The sequence below is a fragment of the Corynebacterium meitnerae genome (assembly GCF_027570075.1).
In the GTDB taxonomy this organism is placed as follows: domain Bacteria; phylum Actinomycetota; class Actinomycetes; order Mycobacteriales; family Mycobacteriaceae; genus Corynebacterium; species Corynebacterium meitnerae.
This window is the reverse complement of sequence record NZ_JAKMUS010000011.1, coordinates 1-18,003: the sequence shown is the minus strand read 5'-3', so window position 1 is coordinate 18,003 and position 18,003 is coordinate 1. Positions and strand designations below refer to the sequence as shown.

13 protein-coding genes are annotated in these 18,003 nt (G+C 60.1%); 6 read left to right on the top strand and 7 right to left on the bottom strand.

Going from position 1 to position 18,003, the window contains the following annotated elements:
• Window positions 1-48: 48 nt before the first annotated feature.
• The 7 genes from L8U60_RS07550 to lpdA all read right to left on the bottom strand — a co-directional run bounded on the left by L8U60_RS07550 (window position 49) and on the right by lpdA (window position 8,861).
• Window positions 49-1,371: a DUF445 domain-containing protein gene (locus L8U60_RS07550; RefSeq protein ID WP_269965756.1), complete on the bottom strand. Its 1,323-nt coding sequence runs from the start codon at window positions 1,369-1,371 to the stop codon at window positions 49-51.
• A 98-nt stretch (window positions 1,372-1,469) separates the two neighbouring features.
• Entirely contained in the window at window positions 1,470-1,847 is a 378-nt protein-coding gene (locus tag L8U60_RS07545; protein WP_269965755.1) for a hypothetical protein, read from the bottom strand.
• Between the two features lie 30 nt (window positions 1,848-1,877).
• The gene (locus L8U60_RS07540) at window positions 1,878-2,627 is read right to left on the bottom strand and encodes a succinate dehydrogenase/fumarate reductase iron-sulfur subunit (protein WP_269965754.1); all 750 of its coding nucleotides are present in this window, start codon (window positions 2,625-2,627) and stop codon (window positions 1,878-1,880) included.
• Window positions 2,627-4,648, bottom strand: coding sequence for a fumarate reductase/succinate dehydrogenase flavoprotein subunit (locus L8U60_RS07535; protein ID WP_269965753.1), 2,022 nt, complete (start codon window positions 4,646-4,648; stop codon window positions 2,627-2,629). Before L8U60_RS07535 ends, L8U60_RS07540 begins: the two co-directional genes overlap by 1 nt.
• A gap of 20 nt (window positions 4,649-4,668) precedes the next feature.
• Window positions 4,669-5,427, bottom strand: coding sequence for a succinate dehydrogenase cytochrome b subunit (locus tag L8U60_RS07530; protein ID WP_269965752.1), 759 nt, complete (start codon window positions 5,425-5,427; stop codon window positions 4,669-4,671).
• Window positions 5,428-5,884: 457 nt separating this feature from the next.
• On the bottom strand, window positions 5,885-6,901 hold the full coding sequence (locus L8U60_RS07525; RefSeq protein WP_269965751.1) for a DUF4352 domain-containing protein: 1,017 nt from the start codon (window positions 6,899-6,901) through the stop codon (window positions 5,885-5,887).
• Window positions 6,902-7,448: 547 nt separating this feature from the next.
• Window positions 7,449-8,861, bottom strand: a complete 1,413-nt coding sequence (gene lpdA, locus L8U60_RS07520) for a dihydrolipoyl dehydrogenase (RefSeq protein WP_269965750.1) — start codon at window positions 8,859-8,861, stop codon at window positions 7,449-7,451.
• A gap of 216 nt (window positions 8,862-9,077) precedes the next feature.
• On the opposite strand from lpdA, the gene L8U60_RS07515 reads away from it, so the two are divergent.
• The 6 genes from L8U60_RS07515 (at window position 9,078) to L8U60_RS07490 (ending at window position 17,974) form a co-directional block, all read left to right on the top strand.
• Window positions 9,078-10,514, top strand: a complete 1,437-nt coding sequence (locus L8U60_RS07515; RefSeq protein ID WP_269965749.1) for an alpha/beta hydrolase-fold protein — start codon at window positions 9,078-9,080, stop codon at window positions 10,512-10,514.
• 238 nt (window positions 10,515-10,752) lie between these two features.
• On the top strand, window positions 10,753-11,841 hold the full coding sequence (locus tag L8U60_RS07510; protein WP_269965748.1) for an HNH endonuclease signature motif containing protein: 1,089 nt from the start codon (window positions 10,753-10,755) through the stop codon (window positions 11,839-11,841).
• An 877-nt stretch (window positions 11,842-12,718) separates the two neighbouring features.
• The gene (locus tag L8U60_RS07505; protein WP_269965747.1) at window positions 12,719-13,867 is read left to right on the top strand and encodes an alpha/beta hydrolase; all 1,149 of its coding nucleotides are present in this window, start codon (window positions 12,719-12,721) and stop codon (window positions 13,865-13,867) included.
• A gap of 74 nt (window positions 13,868-13,941) precedes the next feature.
• A complete protein-coding gene (locus tag L8U60_RS07500; RefSeq protein ID WP_269965746.1) occupies window positions 13,942-15,957 on the top strand; it encodes a prolyl oligopeptidase family serine peptidase in 2,016 nt (671 codons plus the stop codon).
• A gap of 56 nt (window positions 15,958-16,013) precedes the next feature.
• The gene (locus L8U60_RS07495) at window positions 16,014-16,658 is read left to right on the top strand and encodes a copper chaperone PCu(A)C (protein WP_269965745.1); all 645 of its coding nucleotides are present in this window, start codon (window positions 16,014-16,016) and stop codon (window positions 16,656-16,658) included.
• Between the two features lie 26 nt (window positions 16,659-16,684).
• Complete coding sequence (locus L8U60_RS07490) at window positions 16,685-17,974, top strand: Dyp-type peroxidase (RefSeq protein WP_269965744.1); 1,290 nt, start codon at window positions 16,685-16,687, stop codon at window positions 17,972-17,974.
• Window positions 17,975-18,003: the final 29 nt, after the last annotated feature.

Sequence of the window (18,003 nt, the reverse complement as noted above, 5' to 3'; positions counted from 1 at the left end):
TCTACGACGGTTCAGATGGCGGGTTATTAGACCCAACAAAAGTCGAGCTTAGAACAGGAACTGACTCACAGTGTAAATAGCCAACCCGGCCAGCGCGCCGACAATCGTGCCGTTCATGCGAATGAACTGCAGATCCTTACCCACCATCAGCTCGATCTTCTCTGCTGCTTCCTTGCCATCCCACCGCTCAATCGTGTCGGAGATGATCCCAGTGATGTCATCCGCGTAGTTGTCTGCGACGAAGCGGGCACCGCCCTTAATTCGACGATCCAGCTCTTCCCGCAGCTGAGCATCAGTGGTGATCCGCTCGCCCCACTCCTGGGCCAATTCGGCGACGCGGCGGCGGAGGAGGGAGGAGGGGTCGACGGCGGCGTCGATAAGCGACTGCGATACGGCTGACCACATCTCTCCCGCAAGATTCTGTGCCGCGCGTGAGCCCATGATGTCCTGCTTCAGGCCCTCAACCCGGGTGATCATGGCGGCATCAAACTGCAGATCCTGCGCGAACTGCGAGAGCATCTGGCGAATCGCGCGACGCGCATCATGCTGCGGATCCGTATCAATTTCCTCCATGAAATCCACGAGCTCGCGGTACACCCGCTCGCCCACAAGATCCTTGGCAAAACGCGGCGCCCACCGCGGCATGCGGTCATCGATCATGGAGACAACCGTGTCTTCCATCTCCCCGACCTTGCCGCGACCCCACGTGATGATCTCCTGCACAACCGGCTCAACCTTGCCATCCGCGATGAGTGAATCCAGCATCCTACCCAACGGTGGCCCCCACGCGGGCTCCGCGAAACGATCAATCACCTGCTGATTAATCAGGGCCTCCGCATCCGCCGGATCAATCGCGCCCACCGCATTCGCCGTGAACCGACCAACCTGCTCTGAGACCTTCTCCGCATTCGCCGGCTGCGCCAACCAGGCACCGATCTTCTCCGGCACATTGGCCTCAGAGACCTTCTCCGTAATCAACTGCGCATTCAGGAAGTTCTCCCCCACGAACTCCGACAAAGCCCCACCAATCTGGTCCTTCTTCCGCGGCACAAGCGCCGTATGCGGAATCGGAATACCCATCGGATAACGGAACAGCGCCGTCACCGCGAACCAGTCCGCAAGGCCGCCCACCATGCCGGCCTCCGCCGCGGCCCGGACATAACCGACCCACCCCGGCACATCCCCACCAGCGTGATCAGTCCACCACGAACAGGCCAGGAAAACGATCGCCGCGAAGACGAGCAACCCCGTCATCCACGCCTTGTAGATCCGCAACGAACGGCGCCGCTCCGCCTCCACCTCCGGTGACGGACCAGGAACCTCCAACCGGCGCGAAACGGAAGCAGGAGTATCAAGTGAGTGCTTGGCCATAAAACGATTAAAGCGCAAAGAAACCTCCCACTCACGTTTGCACGTCGAGTGGGAGGTCTCCGCTTTATATATTCGTCTCGGCTACGGCTGAGACGCCGTTAGTTACGGCGGCCCGTCTCCTTGCGGTAAGCCTTGTAGTTCTTACGACCAACGGTGATCAGGATGATAGAACCAATCACCATCACCGCAGTCATCACAGCACCAGCAATGAGAAGCTCATTGGTGATGTTGTCCGATGCACCGTGGCCCCAGATGTAAGTGCCAGCACCGTAGATCAGGGTGCCCATGCCAGCCAGGGAAGCCAGCATCAGACCCATGCCAATCCACGTGGTGTTACGCACCAGCGAAGAGTGCGGGGCACCCAGCGACACCGGGTCATAGCCCTCGATGTAGCCATCCTGGATCTTCTGGCCGTACTCCGGGAAGTTCTCCACCGAAATATCCGCAACAGGTGCGGGACCATTGTGTCCGCTCATGGAATTTCCTCTCTTCCTTTAAGCCAAACCCTAGTCGTCCTTGCCGCGGAACGCTGCGCGAGCACGCTCACGGTTGACAGCGCCGACAGCCTCCAGCGGGATACCAGCCGGGCAGACATCTGCACACTCGCCGAAGAGGGTGCAGTGGCCGAAGTTGGTCTCCAGCTCATCAACCATCTGACGAGCACGCTTACCGCGCTCCTCCTTGCCCAGCGGCAGGAGCTTCAGGTGGGACAGCTTCGCGCCGGTGAACAGGTGAGCTGCACCGTTCGGGCAGGCAGCCACGCAAGCACCACAGCCGATGCAGGCAGCGAAGTCGAGTGCCTTCTCAGCGGTCTGGTGGTTGACGTGCAGGGTATCTGCATCCGGAGCGGTACCAGCCTGGATGGACACGTAGCCACCCTGCTGCATAACGCGGTCCAGTGCGGAGCGGTCAACGGTGAGGTCCTTGATCACCGGGAACGCAGCCGAACGGAACGGCTCGATGCGCAGCGTGTCGCCGTCCTTGTAGTTGAACAGGCGCTGCAGGCAGGCGGTGATGTTCTGGCCAGCACCGTGCGGGCGACCGTTCACGGTCAGGCCACAGGTACCACAGATGCCCTCACGGCAGTCAGATGCGAAGGTGAAAGGCTCCTTGCCTTCCTCAACGCGGGCGTTGTTTACGTGATCCAACAGCTCCAGGATGGACATCTGCTCAACAGCGTCATCCACCTGAACGGTCTCGAAGGATCCTTCGGCGTCGGGTCCGGCCTGACGCCAGATCTCAAGTGTCAGTTTCATTACTTGTAGTTCCTTGTCATCAGCGGGATCGAATCGAAGTACAGGGGCTCAGCGTGGCGGATGAACTTCTCATCCCCAGCCGGCTCCCATGCGGAGACGAAGCACCAGTTCTCGTCGTCACGCTCTGCCTCGCCATCTTCAGAGAGGTGGTCTTCACGGTAGTGCGCACCACAGGACTCGTCGCGGTCCAGAGCGTCAATGATCATGAGCTCACCCAGGTTGATGTAGTCCGCCACACGGATGGCGTTCTCCAGGGGCTGGTTCATGTCCATTGCGTCGCCCGGGATGTTGACGTTTGCCCAGAAGTCACGGCGCAGTTCACGGACAGCCTTGAGGCCCTTCTCCATGAGCTCCACGTTACGTGCAACACCGCACGATTCGTAAAGGATCGCACCGAGCTGCTCGTGGTAGTAGTCCGGGCCGTGCGGGTCAGAGCCGTTGATGTTCATCAGACGGTCAATGAGCTCCTGGGAGCGGGTCACGGCTGCGGTGACCTCAGGTGCCTCCAGCTCGAGCACCGGCTCGTTCAGGTGGCCAGCGAGGTAGTTCGGAACCGTGAACGGCAGGGTGAACCAGCCGTCAACGGAAGCGGACAGCAGCGAGTTTGCACCCAGACGGTTTGCACCGTGGTAGGTCCAAGAGCACTCACCAGCGGCGAACAGGCCGTCGATGGAGGTCATCTCGTTGAAGTCAGTCCACAGACCACCCATGGTGAAGTGAACGGTCGGTGCGATGAGCATCGGGGACTCGTACGGGTCCTCACCGACAGAGTCGAAGTACATCTCGAACAGGTTCGAGTAGCGCTCCTTGATGGTGTCCTTGCCCAGACGCTCGATGGCGTCTGCGAAGTCCAGGTACGCAGCGTTGTGCAGTGCACCGACACCGCGGCCAGCGTTGATCTCCTGGGAGATAGCGCGGGAAGCGACGTCACGCGGGACCAGGTTGCCGAAGGCCGGGTAGCGGCGCTCCAGGAAGTAGTCACGATCCTCTTCCGGAATCTCATTTGCCGGACGGTCATCGCCCTGCTGCTTCGGCACCCAAATACGGCCGTCGTTACGCAGGGACTCCGACATCAGGGTCGTCTTGGCCTGCCACTTAGCGTTGACCGGAAGACCCGTCGGGTGGAACTGCACGAAAGCCGGGGATGCCAGGTAAGCACCGTGCTCGTACGCACGCATGATGGCGGAAGCATTGGAGTTCTTCGCCAGCGTGGTCTTGTGGTACACGTTGCCGTAGCCGCCGGTAGCCAGCACAACAGCGTGGCCGGTGAACGGAACGAGCTCGCCCGTGATCAGGTTACGGGTGACAATGCCCTGGCAACGCTTCTTGCCGTCCTTCTCAGTGATGATGAAGTCAACGAGGTCGTTGTGGGTGAAGATCTCCACGTTGCCCAGGTGGATCTGGCGCTGCAGCGCAGATGCCGTGGACAGCTGGAGCTGCTGACCTGTTTGACCACGGGTGTAGTAGGTACGGGAGACCTGCACACCACCGAAGGAACGGGTGGCCAGTGCGCCGCCGTACTCACGAGCGAACGGTGCGCCGATCGCGTTCATGTGGTCGATCACGCGGACAGACTCAACAGCGAGGCGCCAGCAGTCAGACTCGCGGCAGCGGTAGTCGCCGCCCTTGACGGTGTCCTTGGTGTGGCGGTACGCACCGTCATTGTCCATCTTCTTACCGCGGGCGGAGTTCACGCCACCCTGCGCAGCAATGGAGTGCGCACGGCGCGGAGCGTCGTGGTAGGTGAAGTTCTTCACGTTGTAGCCAAGCTCGCCGAGTGCGGCTGCGGCAGCACCACCGGACAGGCCGGTACCCACGACGATGACCGTGAACTTACGACGGTTCAGCGGGGAGACCAGCTCCATGTGGTCCTTCTGGTAGCTCCACATGTCGCGCATCGGGATGCCCTTGGGCTCGTTGTTCTCCAGGATGGTGCCCGGAGTTACACCCTGAGCCTTGGACTGCGGGTTAGTGAAGTCCTTTTTGCCGGCGTCAGTTGCCGGGTTAGTTGCAGTAGTCATTGAGGTTCCTCCAGCAGTTCCTAAGACACCAATCCGAATGCGATAGCCAGCGGCATCGCAATGTTGGCAATCACAACGATGGCCGGGATCCAGTAGGCCAGGACGACCATGATCGCGTGGCCACGCTTGCCCAGCCAGCCCAGGTCAGACACAGCCAGGTACACACCGTGGGTGAGGTGCATGAAGAGCGCGAGCATTGCCACCACGTAGAACAGGGTGACCGGCCAGCGAGCCGGATCGAAGGTGGCGATCATGTTTGCCTTGATCGAGCCAGCAACGAAGCTGTCCGAGGCCACAACCTCACCAATGGTCAGGTCCAGCAGGTGGAAGATGATGAACAGCAGCAGGATCGCGCCGGTCACCAGCATCCAGCGAGCAGCGGTGGACTGCAGGCCACCCATCAGGTTGGTGCGACGGAACTTACCGCGCGACTGACGGGAACGACCGTGCAGGACAAATGCGCCCCACACGTGCAGCACCAGGCAGGCAAGAAGCACGATGCGGATGATCCACAGCAGCGACTCACCTGGGAAAATGGGCTGGCCCATCGAGCGCAGGAACTCGCCGTACTCATCGATCGCGGCGACATTGCCGTGGTCCGGCATGAAGATCTTGAGGTTACCGACCATGTGGCCGATGACGAACAAGAAGAAGAACAGGCCGGTCACGGCCATGATGAGCTTGAGTGCCCAGGTAGGCACTCCAGGCCGCTCACGCAGCGGCTGTTCAGTGATTTTGCCGTGACGAATTGCGTCACGATCTGCGTTTTTTACAGTCATGGCACCTCCAGTGTCGATTTAACTTTACGGTTTCTTTGAGGTTTCTCACGACTCGAGCAGGTTCAAATCCATCGATTACCCCCGCTTTTCACTACTTTTGGCACCGTTTCGCGCACGCTTCGACGCCTTTGCTTTTCGACGTCCCCCCGCCACCCCCTTCAAAGCCTCACTCACACCCCCTGTGCGCTGTTGTTTCTCCCCCAACGCATGAACTGAACAACATACGCCCCACACTCCCCACCCGAAGGTGTGAATTTCCCCACTTTCAACACCCAATTTTGGTCACCCCCACCAGGTTCACCCCGAAGGGTGTCAACCTTTGGTTGGTTAGATCAGCCTAATTAGATTCTCCTTGCCCGTCCCCCTAAAACCGCCTGTAATCCTCTCTTTCACGCAACTGTGCCCCCGGCTCCACTCCGGAACCGGGGGCACAGTTTCGCTCTCCTACTTCACAGCCCTACTTCACTGCGACGAAGTGCTTCTTATCCTCAAAGCCCGAGCGGATGGACACGACACCTTGATCCTTGGTGTCCTTCGGGACAGCGATGCCGATATTGCCGGAAACGCTGCCGCCCTTGAACAGAGGCTTCATCATGTCCAGGTCATCCGGAACAACGGCGACGTTATCCAACCATGAATAGGTATTGCCGTCCGCTCCCACGTATGCAATATCCAACAAGACGCCCTCGCCTTCAGCTGTATCGCCCTGATACTCCGCAGTCACGTTGACCAAGATGTACTCTTTGTCCGCTCCCGGATCATCGTTGAATGGGTTCTCATTCATAACCTTGTCGTGCGCGTTCAAGTCCACGGAGTTCACCGTGATGATCCAGTCCCCACTCTCAATCGGGGTCCCCAAAGCCAATGGATCTTCGCGGGTGCCCTTGTCATTGCTATCCGGGGCCGACTCCTTCTCAGTGCTCGATGGCTTAGCCGCATCACTCTCCGCCGAAGCCGAGCTTTCTGCCGTAGCCGGATCATTAGTAGTCGACTCAAAATCGCCGTTGGCTAAAATCGCTGCGAGAATGCCAGCGGACACGAATGTTCCCACAATGCCACCAATAATCGAGACCACAATCGCCGCAACAGCCGGAATCTTCGACTTGGACTGGATGAATAGGCCGACAACACCCAAAATCAGCGCCAGAAGCAGCACGAGCCAGCCAAAGATCTGAACGATCGGGATGCACGAGAGGATGAAACCAACCACTGCGAGGATCAGACCAATAATGCCCGCGACGTTGGGCTTATCCCCACTCTCCTGCTGAGGCATGCCCGGGTACGGGCTCTGATTGGCGCCGCCACCGTAGGGGCCCTGCTGACCCGGCGCACCGTACTGAGCACCCCCATGCTGCGAGCCGTAACCACTCTGGGCACCCGCATACTGCGAACCTTGGCCACCATGCTGGTAGCCCTGCTGCCCCGCCTGCGCATACGTCGACTGTGGCGCGCCGAATTCACGGGTTTCGTTCATATCACTCCGCAGGGGCTGCGGGTTTGAACCACCCTGCGCACCGTATCCGGAAATACCGTAACCAGAACCCGATTGTGCCCCGCCGTACTGCTGTCCACCGTATGGGGAACCAGCACCCGATTGGCCAGGCTGACTGGTTGAACCGTACTGGCTCGGCTTACCGGCCTGATTGGACTGGCTGTAAGAGGATGTGGGGTTTGAGCTGTACGACGACGGCGTGCTGCTGTACTGGGAGCTCGTGTACCCAGAAGAGCTGCTGCTGCCGCTCGGCGCGCCGCTGGAGTAGCTCGAAGGCGTGTACCCACTCGTAGAGGGCGTGCCAGACTGAGCGTCCTCACTGCTCTTCGGATCGTTCGGGCCCGGCGTGGGGCCACCGCTGGGATTGTTCGTAGACATGTCTTAACCCTTCCCGCTTATTTCATGTGGTGCAGATCACCAACAAACTTACCGCCCACAAAACAATTTGGCGGTGTAAGAAGCACAAAAACCCCAAACTCCGCCTGAAAAGGTGGAGTTTGGGGCCCACTACCCGTCGATAAGCAAATGCTTACAGGTTGATCATGTGACCTTCAACGCCGTGTGCGATCTCCTTGAGCACCTCAGACAGCGTCGGGTGAATGTGCACGTTGCGTGCGATCTCACCTGCGGTGAGGTCGAAACGCTGCGCGAGGTTGACCTCCGGGAGGAGCTCCGAAACATTCGGGCCAACAAGGTGTGCGCCAAGGATCTCACCGAACTCACCGTCAACGATGAGCTTGCCAAAGCCCTGAGCCTCAGCCAGACCAAGCGCCTTACCGTTCGCGGAGAACGGGAAGGTAGCGACCTTGATGTCCTTGTCCGCAAACTTCTCGCGTGCCTGCTCCTCGGTGTAACCCATGGAAGCGACCTGCGGGTTGCAGAAGGTTGCGCGCGGCATCATCTGGTAATCGCCGAGCTCCATCGTCTCTGCGTCAGCAATGGTCTCCGCAGCCACGATGCCCATGGCCTCAGCCACGTGAGCAAGCTGCAGCTTCGCGGTGACATCGCCGATAGCGTAGATGCCCTCAACATTGGTGCGCATGCGCTCATCGACGGCGATTGCGCCGCGCTCAGTAAGCTCCACGCCGGTGTTCTCCAGGCCGTAACCCTCGGTGCGCGGCTGGAAGCCAACAGCAACCATCACGCGGTCCACGGTCAGAGTCTCCGTGTCATCGGAGCCCTTCTTCTGGATGTCCACCTCGACCGAGTCACCGTTATCGCGCACAGCCGTGGTCGCGTGACCCGTCATGAGCTTCACGCCAAGCTTCTTGTACGCGCGGGCGATCTCCTTGGATACGTCCTTGTCCTCGTTCGGCAGAACGCGGTCCATGAACTCCACGACCGTGACGTCCACACCGTAGTTGGACAGCACGTACGCGAACTCCATGCCGATCGCACCGGCACCAACGATGACCATCTTCTCCGGGGCCTTCGGGTTGAGGATCTGCTCCTCGAAGGACACCACGTTCTCAGACAGCTCGATGCCCGGCAGGGTCTTCACCACAGAACCGGTAGCGATGATGCAGTCATCGAAGGAGATTTCCTTGCCCTTGTCATCGCCCTCGGTGATCTCAATCGTCTTAGCGCCCTTGAAGGAACCCAGACCATGGATCTCCGTGATCTTGTTCTTCTTCATCAAGTAGTGGACGCCGCCCACGATCTTCTCGGAGACCTGACGGGAGCGCTTGTGCGCATCCTCGTAATCAAAGGACACCTCACCCTTAATGCCAAAGGTCTTCGCCTCATGCTTGAAGATGTGCGCGACCTCAGCGTTCTTAATGAGGGACTTCGAAGGGATACAACCCACATTGAGGCAGACACCGCCCCAATACTGCTTCTCTACGACCGCAACCTTCTTACCCAGTTGAGCCGCACGGATTGCGGCGACGTAGCCACCAGGGCCCGCGCCGAGTACTACAACGTCAAAATGTTCATTAGCCACGCCCACTAGGATACGTGCGCTCGCGCATAAACGCTCGGACAGGTTTCCTCTCAGCGATTTCTGCTCCCCAAACAGGGGTCTTTCGTTTTTCAAATGGTTTCCGGTTCAAAGTTCACCCAAGTTTTGGCATGATGTTAAAAGTTGCCGGGAACAACCGGCCAGATGCATCACATACAACTGACTCATCCGTCCAGCCATCTAAGAAGGGCTCCCCCTATGAAGCTGTCTCGCCCCGTGCTGGCCGCCGCAACCGCAGGCGCCATCATCGCAGGTTCTTACACCGCGGCCGATTCCACCCCTGTCTTCGCTCCCCTCGTTGAGGAGACCACTGACACCGTCGCTGATACCGGCACCCCGTCAGAGACCGAGGCTGACTCTGATTCTGACACAGGCACTGACGCGCAGGACACCACCGATGGACAAGCCTCCAATGAAGCCCCTACAGCCGACGCCGAGAAGCCTGAAGCAGGCGAGACGGCTGAAGGTGCTGACAATGCTGACGCCCCCGAAGGCAGCGACTCTGAACCCAATGTTGCGGACCAGCCAGCGAACCCCAGTGAGATGCGCAAGCTGACCAAGGCGCCCCTGCAGGTAGGCAGCAAAGCAGCACAGTCCTGGTTCGGCGCGGAGGGCGTTGAGGCATGGGAAGTTTGGTCAGAGTCCATGAACCGTTGGATCCCGGTGGCCATCATCCCGGCTACCGGTCCGGATAAGACGACGCGTATCCCGAACGCACCGACCCTGTACATGCTCAACGGCGCTGGCGGCGCGGAGCAAGATGCGGACTGGGTCGACGTGGGCAAGGCCCACAAGTACTTCCCCGGCAAGGGTGTCAACGTGGTTATCCCGATGGAGGGCGCTTTCTCCTACTACGTTGACTGGCTGACGGACGGCGATGAGCTGAAAAAGAAGTCCCCGTACTTCAAGGGTGCACAGAAGTGGACCACGTTCCTGGGCCGCGAGCTGCGCGAACCGGTAGAGGGCTACCTCACCGCCGACGCATCCAAGCGCGGTGTCGTGGGTATGTCCATGTCCGCCACCTCTTCCCTGCTGCTGGCACAGCACTACCCGGGCGAGTACCAGGCAGTTGGCTCCTTCTCCGGCTGCGCAGCCACCTCTACCCCATTCCCGTGGGTGTTCTCTTCACTGACCGTGAACCGCGCAGCGTACGAACCGACCTACTCGTCCGTCACCCCGGCTGACATGTGGGGCCCGATGGGCAGCCCGTACAACCGGTACAACGACGCACTGGTGAATGCAGAGAAGCTCAAGGGTTCCGCGCTGTACATCTCTAACGCCTCTGGCCTCGCAGCTGCGGAGGACATGTTCGGCTACCGCCTGAATCATGGTCAGAATTCCATGAATGCCTACACCGGCTCGATGACCACCACCGTGGAAGGCGGCGTGATCGAGGCAGCGACGAACTCGTGCACCCACGATCTGCGCGCGAAGCTCAACAGCCTGGACATCCCAGCACATTACGAGTTCAAGAATGCTGGCACCCACTCCTGGCCGGTGTGGCGCGATGATATGAAGCGCTCCTGGGAAAAGGTGATCGGCCCAGCCCTGCTCGGCGACAAGTTCGTCGCACCGAGCAAGGAGGAAACCGTGCCGGAGTCCTCTTCCTGGAACGCCAACAAGTCGAGCCAGTAAAAGATTCAAAGGACCACTGCCTCGCAGCATCGAAAAACAGCAGAGGATGCGGTCGTTTTAGTTCCGCGGTAAGTTCCTGAAACTTTTTTGGGTTTTGTGGGAACCGGCCTGTTTCCGCTGGTCCGCTCCATTCGTCGCGGGCTGTGGCCCGCGACCCCTGTGGATAGATTTTTGGGTTATCCACAGGTTTTTGGGGCCCTTCTCGCGCGTTGTTGCGTTTCGGTTTAGCGTGCATGGCATGACATCGTTTGCAGCTTCCGTAGCGGGGTTGATCAACCCCATTGAGCTCCTGGCATCCTTTGATGCCCAGGAGCTCATCAGCCTTGGCTGCAAACCCGGTCTTATTCGTGAATGGTCGAAGGTTTACAAGGTTTACTACGGGAAAACGAAGTTCACCCGCAAGCAAGCCAACGCCATCAAGGTGGCGCGCTCGACTCAGAAATCGATGGATCAACTCGTCTACATCGAATCCCGAGTAGCACCTTTCACCGACCCGAAAGAAAAGTGGGACTTACGGCTTGCCCTGCTGTCTATTCCGGGCAATTACGACACACTGAAGCGCCGTTCCAAGGACATCGTGCCTGAGGTGGACAAGCCTGCCCCGGAACCCACAGTCCGGTATGGCCGCTCGAACAAGAAGAGGCGTCCTGTGACCATCATGGCGCTGGAAGAAGACGCTGCAGCTATTGAGTTCGCGACACGCCAAAACCTCACTGATGGTCCTGCCGGTCCGCAAATGTACGAAAAGCTCATGGCCATCCTTGGCCTGCGCCCTTCCGAGGATGACACTCCTTCCGGCATTGCCCCGGCAGTGCCGCGCCCCTTGGTGCTCATCCCACTGGACGAGCACATCACAATCATGAAAGGCGACGGCGACGACGTCATCCTGGGGCTAACTGACGGCACCACCATGACCGGTGCAGACTTCCTGGCCCAGAACTTTGGGGACGTCCTAGAAGTAGCGATGTTCCACCCACAAGAAGGCCCCGTCAACCTGTACGACACGCAACGCTTCGCGAACCAGAAACAACGCGACCTAGCCCGGGCCACCATGCCAACGTGTCCTGTACCGGACTGCAGGCATGCGGCCGATAACTGCGAAGTCCACCACATCACAGCATGGTCCAAGGGCGGACTGACCAACATGAACAACCTGGCCATGCTGTGCAGGTACCACAACAGAACCAACGACGATGACCCATCCAAACCCCACCACGGCCGGGTGGAAAACATCCGGGGCACACCAATGTGGAGATCACCGAACGGATACCTCATCCCCAACACCGTCCACCCCTTTGGGGCAATGACGCTGCTCTACGGGAGGTAAACAGCGAATAGCCGGCACGTCCGGCTATTTGGTGTGCCCAAAAAGAGTTGGTTTGACTATGGCGATCCGCGCGCGGCAAAAACCCAGGTCGCGGGTCGCCGTTTAGTGCGATAGTCAAACCGACCCATCAACGCCAAAGCGCCGAAAGCCAGCAATAGCTGGTCTTTCGGCATGCCCATTTCCGGGAGCCATGCCGTCCGCCGCACCCCCGGTTGATGTTAGGCAACACGGCCACACCCCAAGAAGCAGGCCCGGGTGTTTCACCACAATGGGCTGTTGGATTCCCGAAGCATATACTTTCGGCATCTCCGCAGGCCAGCCGCCGTAAAACGTCGATTCTAGACACACTTTTTGACCCTTAACCCTGATTCCGCAGCTGCACGTCAGCATCAAAAAATCGGCCCTCCCCTAATGTCCGCCAGGGACTAAGGGGGAGGGCCGATTGCTTTCTACTGCGTCAACCGCAGGAGGCAGTTGCCCTTAGAACATGCCCAGAGCGAGGGCGAGGCCCGAAGACATGGAGGATGCCTCATGGACGAAGCCGCCGAGGAACTGGTTGATCATAAGCTGGAACTGCTCGATGAAGTTCATGGTTGTCCTTTTCCTTTAAATGAATATGCCTACGTTCATACGGTTGCATGGGATTGCATGAGGTTGCATGAGGCCCTTTCACGCAGTTTGTCGTGAAGCAGCCCGATGTCGTTACAGCCGAAACTAACAGTAACATGATTCACTTGTGTCACAACTGTAACTTTATTCCGCTTGTCGGTCAGCTGGCCCACAGTTAAAGTCAAGTGCGATTTTAAGTTTATATGCCGGTAACACCCACCACCGCTAAAGCGAATAGTGAGAGTGAACCCGAAAGTAAAGGAACACCATGAAGCTCTTCCGCCCCATCCTCGCCATCGCGGCCGCATCCGCGATCGCAGTTGGTGCCGCGACTGCCGCACCAGCGGACGCCGCCCCGGTCACTGCTGCCCAGGCAGCAGGCAACACCCCCGTGGGTACGGTAAAGAACTGGAACGCCAACCCCGCCCCCATCGCTGTCTCCACCGGCGAGAAGGCCAAGTGGGTCGACGAGGTTGACCACAACAAGGTCTGGGCCTTCTGGGTGAGCTCCCCGTCTATGGGTCGCGACATCCCGGTTGCAGTAATCCCAGCCCGCAATGAGGCTGGCCAGCTGGTCAAGAACGCCCCGACGGTGTACTTGCTCAACGGTGCCGGCGGCGCGGAGCAGAACAATGACTGGTTGACCTACGCGGACACCCAGAAGTTCTACGGCGACAAGGGCGTAAACGTGGTCATCCCGATGGAGGGCGCGTTCTCCTACTACACCGACTGGCTGAACACCCCGCAGGCGGAGTACTTCCGTGGCCCGCAGAAGTGGGAGACGTTCCTGACCAAGGAGCTGCCGGGACCGATCGAGCAGCGTCTGGGCGCCGATAACCGCCGCGCAATCGTTGGCTTCTCCATGTCCGGCACGTCCGCACTGGTGCTGCCCACCAAGATCCCGGGCTTCTATGACGCTGCTGCTTCCTTCTCTGGCTGCGCTGCAACGTCGACCTTTGCGCCTTACAACTTCGCTCGCCTCACCGTGAACCGCGGTGCGGGTGCTGCTGGTGCGAACTACCAGACTGTTACCCCGGAGCAGATGTGGGGCCCGATGGGTGGCCCGTACAACCGCGCGAATGATGCGCTGGTGAACGCCGATAAGCTGCGCGGCACCGCACTGTACGTGTCCACCGCCACCGGCCTTGCTTCAGAGAATGACATGATGGGCACGCTCGTGGGCAAGGGCGCAACCCCGGCACAGGCTTCTGCTGCCGCTATGACCCTGCAGGTTGAAGGTGGCGTCATTGAGGCCGCGATCAATACCTGCAACCACGATCTGCGCGCGAAGCTGAACAAGCTGCAGATCCCGGCTCATTACGAGTTCCGCAACGTGGGCACCCACTCCTGGCCGGACTGGCGCAAGGATCTGGAGAACTCCTGGTGGAAGACCATTAAGCCGGCGTTCAAGATGTAACAGCGCTTCTCATCCTTAAGCCCCTGCTAAGCAGGGGCTTTTTGCTGCCCGTCGCACGTCGATAATGTGGGGGCATGAGCACACAGTTCACCCCTGACGTCAGCATTGAGCCAAAGCTTCTCGACGAGATCACGGGCCCCGAAGCATTAACCTGGGCCACCACGTGGTCGGACGCCACTGAGAAAGCGGTGCGCACCCAACCGGGCACGGCTGAGCTGGAACAACGAATGCGCGCGGCGCTGGATACAGAAGACAAGATCCCATACGTCAGCCGCCGTGGGGAACATCTGTACAACTTCTGGCGTGACCGTGACCATCCCCGCGGGGTGTGGCGCCGCACCACCACGGAGGAGTATCTCGCTGGTGGGGAGCATTGGGAGGTGCTGGTTGACGTCGATAAGCTTGCGCGCGCTGAAGATGAGGATTGGGTATGGAAGGGCGCGACCGTGCGCCCGCTGCACCATGACCGCGCGCTGTTGCGGCTCTCGCGCGGCGGGGCGGACGCGGTGGTCGTGCGCGAGTTTGATCTGGCGCGCGGTGAGTTCATTGACGGTTTCACCCTGCCGGAGGCGAAGACCGATGTGAGCTGGGTGGATCTGGACACGCTGCTCGTGGGCACGGACCTGGGTGCGGATTCAGTGACGGAGTCCGGCTACCCGGTTGAGGTGCGACGTTGGGAGCGCGGCACGGACATTGCCAACGCACCGGTGATTTTCCGTGGTGAGCGCAGCGATGTTGCTGTCGGCGCGCAGGTGGACCACACACCCCGCTTTGAGCACGTGACGTTTACGCGCGCGCTGGATTTTTACACGTCGCTGACATTCGTGGGCGACGCGCACGGCGATATGACTCTCATCGATGCCCCCACCGATTGCACGGTTGTCCCGCATAAACAGTGGCTTTTCCTCGTCCCCCGCACCCCCTTCGCGGGTCTGCCCGCCGGTGCGCTGGGAGTGATCGAGCTCGACGCATTCCTCGCGGGTGACAGGAGCATTCGCACGCTTGTCCGCGACGCCCCCATCGAGGACCTCTCCATCACCTCCACCCACCTCTTGGTAACCACCTTGGACAATGTGGTGACGCGCATTTCCCGCTTTGAGCTGGGCACATGGGAACAATCCGAGATCGATCTGTCGTCTGCTGCCACCGCCTCAGTCGTGGCCACGAGCCCGCTGGATCCCGTGCATGGTGAGGAAGTGTGGATCAACGTATCCAACTTCACCACCCCATCAACGCTGCTCCGCAATGGTGAGGTGGTGCGCCAAGCCCCAGCCCAGTTCGACGCTTCAGGTCTGGAGACCCGTCAGCACTGGGCAACCTCCGCCGACGGGACGAAGATCCCCTACTTCATCACCGGCGATTTCTCGCTCGGTCCGCGCCCCACCCTCGTCGGCGGGTACGGCGGTTTCGAGGTCTCTTTGACTCCGAGTTACTCCGCCATCCGCGGCATGGCCTGGCTGGAACACGGCAACTTCTTCGTCCAGCCGAACCTGCGCGGCGGTGGCGAATTCGGCCCGGAATGGCACTCCCAAGTGGTAAAAACCAACCGGCACAAAGTGTGGGAAGACCACCGCGCTGTCCTCGAGGACATCATGGCCAGGGGTTACAGCACCCCTTCTCTGCTGGCTATCCGTGGTGGATCCAATGGTGGCCTGCTTACCTCCGGCGCGCTGGTGCAGTACCCGGAACTCTTCGGAGCCGCCGTCATCCAAGTCCCCCTGACGGACATGCTGCGCTACCACACGCTTTCTGCCGGCGCGTCCTGGATGGCTGAGTACGGCGACCCGGATAACCCCGAGGAGCGGGCAGCGATTGAAACGTGGTCGCCCCTGGAAAATGTTGCGTCTGACGTCCCATATCCACCCGCCCTAGTGACCACCTCCACCCGGGATGACCGCGTTCACCCGGCGCACGCGCGCACCTTCGCCCTTGCTTTGGCTAAGGCAGGCCAGCCGGTGGACTACTTCGAAAACACCGCCGGCGGCCACGCGGGTGCCGCGGATAACCAGCAAGTCGCGCGCGTAGAAACCCTCATCTACCAATGGATCAACAAAAAGTTGGGGGTAGCGTTACCCCCAAGGGAACTTTAAGAGCACCCCGCACGACTAACCCCACACATCGTCCAATCAACAGAAAGATTCTCACGATGCTGAACTCTAAGAAGTCCATTGCTCTCGCCGCCGCACTGTGCGCTGGCACCCTCGGCCTGGCTGCTTGCTCCAACGACGGTGAGTCCACCGACGCCACTGCAACGACCACCGCCATGGAGTCCACCACCGCTGCGGAAGCTGACGCCAGCGCATCTGTCATCCAGCTGGTAGAGGGCTACTGCCGTGCAAAGGCTGCTGAGGATGACGCCGAGGCACACGAGCACATGACCGAGAAGGACATGAAGCACGCTGACATGACCGCTTGCTTCGGCCAGCTCAAGAACGTGTCCGACAAGGACATCAACGTCGTTTCCTTCTCCTCCCCGACCCTCGAGGGCGCAACCACCGAGCTCCACGAAACCGTGGACGGCATGATGCGTGAGAAGGAAGGTGGCTTCACCATCCCGGCCGGCGGCACCTACGACCTGATTCCGGGCGGCGATCACCTGATGATCATGAACTACCCGGGCGCCATCCCGGCTGGTGACAACCTGACCGTCGAGCTCAAGCTTGACGACGGCACCACCCTCACCACCGAGATCCCCGTGCGTGAGCAGCCGTCCGGTGAAGAGAACTACGCTGGTGACATGGACCATGGGAACATGGACCACAGCGAGCACATGGACCACTCCGGCCACTAAACCCCTAAGGAGCAGCACCACCCGCCATGCCTGAACTAAACCAGCACCCAGAGAACGAGCACCAGCAGCCATCTGGCGCTACCCGCCGCCAATTCCTGCGCGGCGCTGGTACTGCCGGTGCGGCAGGAGTAGCCGGTCTCACGGTGATGGGGCTCGGCGGGTGTGCTGAGGGGGCGCAGACAAGCGACATCCGGCCGGGCCAAGGATCCGCTGAGCCCGGCGACAATGATTTCCTTGCCAAGGCCCGAGTGCCTTTTGACGGCCCCCATCAAGCGGGCGTGGATACGCCCCAACAATCTTTCATCAAGCTCATCGCGTTCAACCTCAAAGAGAGCAAGACCAGCCGCGAGGATGTTATCCGGCTGATGCGTCTGTGGACCGATGATGCACGCCGCATGTGCAGCGGCCTGGCCGGGCTCGCCGATCTGGAGCCCGAGAATCTTGAATCAACCGCAAACCTGACCATCACGGTTGGCTACGGGCGTAGCCTGCTGGACAAGATCGGCCTCAGCGATAAAGCCCCCGAGTGGCTCGGCGATCTGCCCGAGTTCTCGCGCGACGAGCTGGTTGATGCCTGGAATGGCGGTGACATCTGCCTGCAGATCTGCGCCGATGACCGCTTCACGTTGTCTCACGCGGCACGCTTCATGACGAAGACGGCGCGCACCTACGTCGACGTTGCCTGGATGCAGGATGGCTTCTTGCATGCTCGTGGCTCCATCGAACCGGGCACCACCCCGCGCAACCTGTTCGGGCAGCTCGACGGCACCGCCAACCCAGCACCGGATGAGCACGACGACATCATCTGGATCAACGACGGCCCCGAATGGCTCCGCGGCGGCACCGCCATGGTGATCCGGCGTGTGGCCATGCTCATGGACGAATGGGACATTCTGGACCGCGCGTCCCGCGAAGTGGCGATGGGCCGCACCATCGATACCGGCGCCCCGCTGACTGGCACAGACGAGTTCGATGACCCCGATTTTGAGGCCCTTGACCAGTACGGCCTGCCCGTCATTGACCCGAACTCCCACATGGCGCGCGCTTTTTCCACCGATCGTTCTGAGCGGATCTATCGCCGGCCCTACAACTACGACATGCCACCGGGGCCGGACACACGCGGAACCTCCAACTCTGGCCAGATCTTCATCTGCTTCCAGAAGAACCCCCTGAAGCAGTTTGTTCCGATCCAACAACGCCTCGACGAAGCGGACCGCCTCAACGAGTGGATCACCCACATCGGCTCCGCAGTGTTCGCAGTGCCGCACGGCACCAATGAAGGCGACTACTGGGGCCAGGACCTGCTTGAGGGGTAGTCGGGCCTGGTGAAGGATTTAACACACAC

Bases quoted from the DNA above. Each gene is read 5' to 3' on its own strand.
- L8U60_RS07540 (WP_269965754.1), bottom strand. From the start codon at position 2,627: ATGAAACTGACACTTGAGATCTGGCGTCAGGCCGGACCCGACGCCGAA.
- L8U60_RS07500 (WP_269965746.1), top strand. From the start codon at position 13,942: ATGAGCACACAGTTCACCCCTGACGTCAGCATTGAGCCAAAGCTTCTC.
- L8U60_RS07535 (WP_269965753.1), bottom strand. From the start codon at position 4,648: ATGACTACTGCAACTAACCCGGCAACTGACGCCGGCAAAAAGGACTTC.
- L8U60_RS07505 (WP_269965747.1), top strand. From the start codon at position 12,719: ATGAAGCTCTTCCGCCCCATCCTCGCCATCGCGGCCGCATCCGCGATC.
- L8U60_RS07490 (WP_269965744.1), top strand. From the start codon at position 16,685: ATGCCTGAACTAAACCAGCACCCAGAGAACGAGCACCAGCAGCCATCT.
- L8U60_RS07495 (WP_269965745.1), top strand. From the start codon at position 16,014: ATGCTGAACTCTAAGAAGTCCATTGCTCTCGCCGCCGCACTGTGCGCT.
- L8U60_RS07545 (WP_269965755.1), bottom strand. From the start codon at position 1,847: ATGAGCGGACACAATGGTCCCGCACCTGTTGCGGATATTTCGGTGGAG.
- L8U60_RS07510 (WP_269965748.1), top strand. From the start codon at position 10,753: ATGACATCGTTTGCAGCTTCCGTAGCGGGGTTGATCAACCCCATTGAG.
- L8U60_RS07530 (WP_269965752.1), bottom strand. From the start codon at position 5,427: ATGACTGTAAAAAACGCAGATCGTGACGCAATTCGTCACGGCAAAATC.
- L8U60_RS07550 (WP_269965756.1), bottom strand. From the start codon at position 1,371: ATGGCCAAGCACTCACTTGATACTCCTGCTTCCGTTTCGCGCCGGTTG.
- L8U60_RS07515 (WP_269965749.1), top strand. From the start codon at position 9,078: ATGAAGCTGTCTCGCCCCGTGCTGGCCGCCGCAACCGCAGGCGCCATC.
- L8U60_RS07525 (WP_269965751.1), bottom strand. From the start codon at position 6,901: ATGAACGAAACCCGTGAATTCGGCGCGCCACAGTCGACGTATGCGCAG.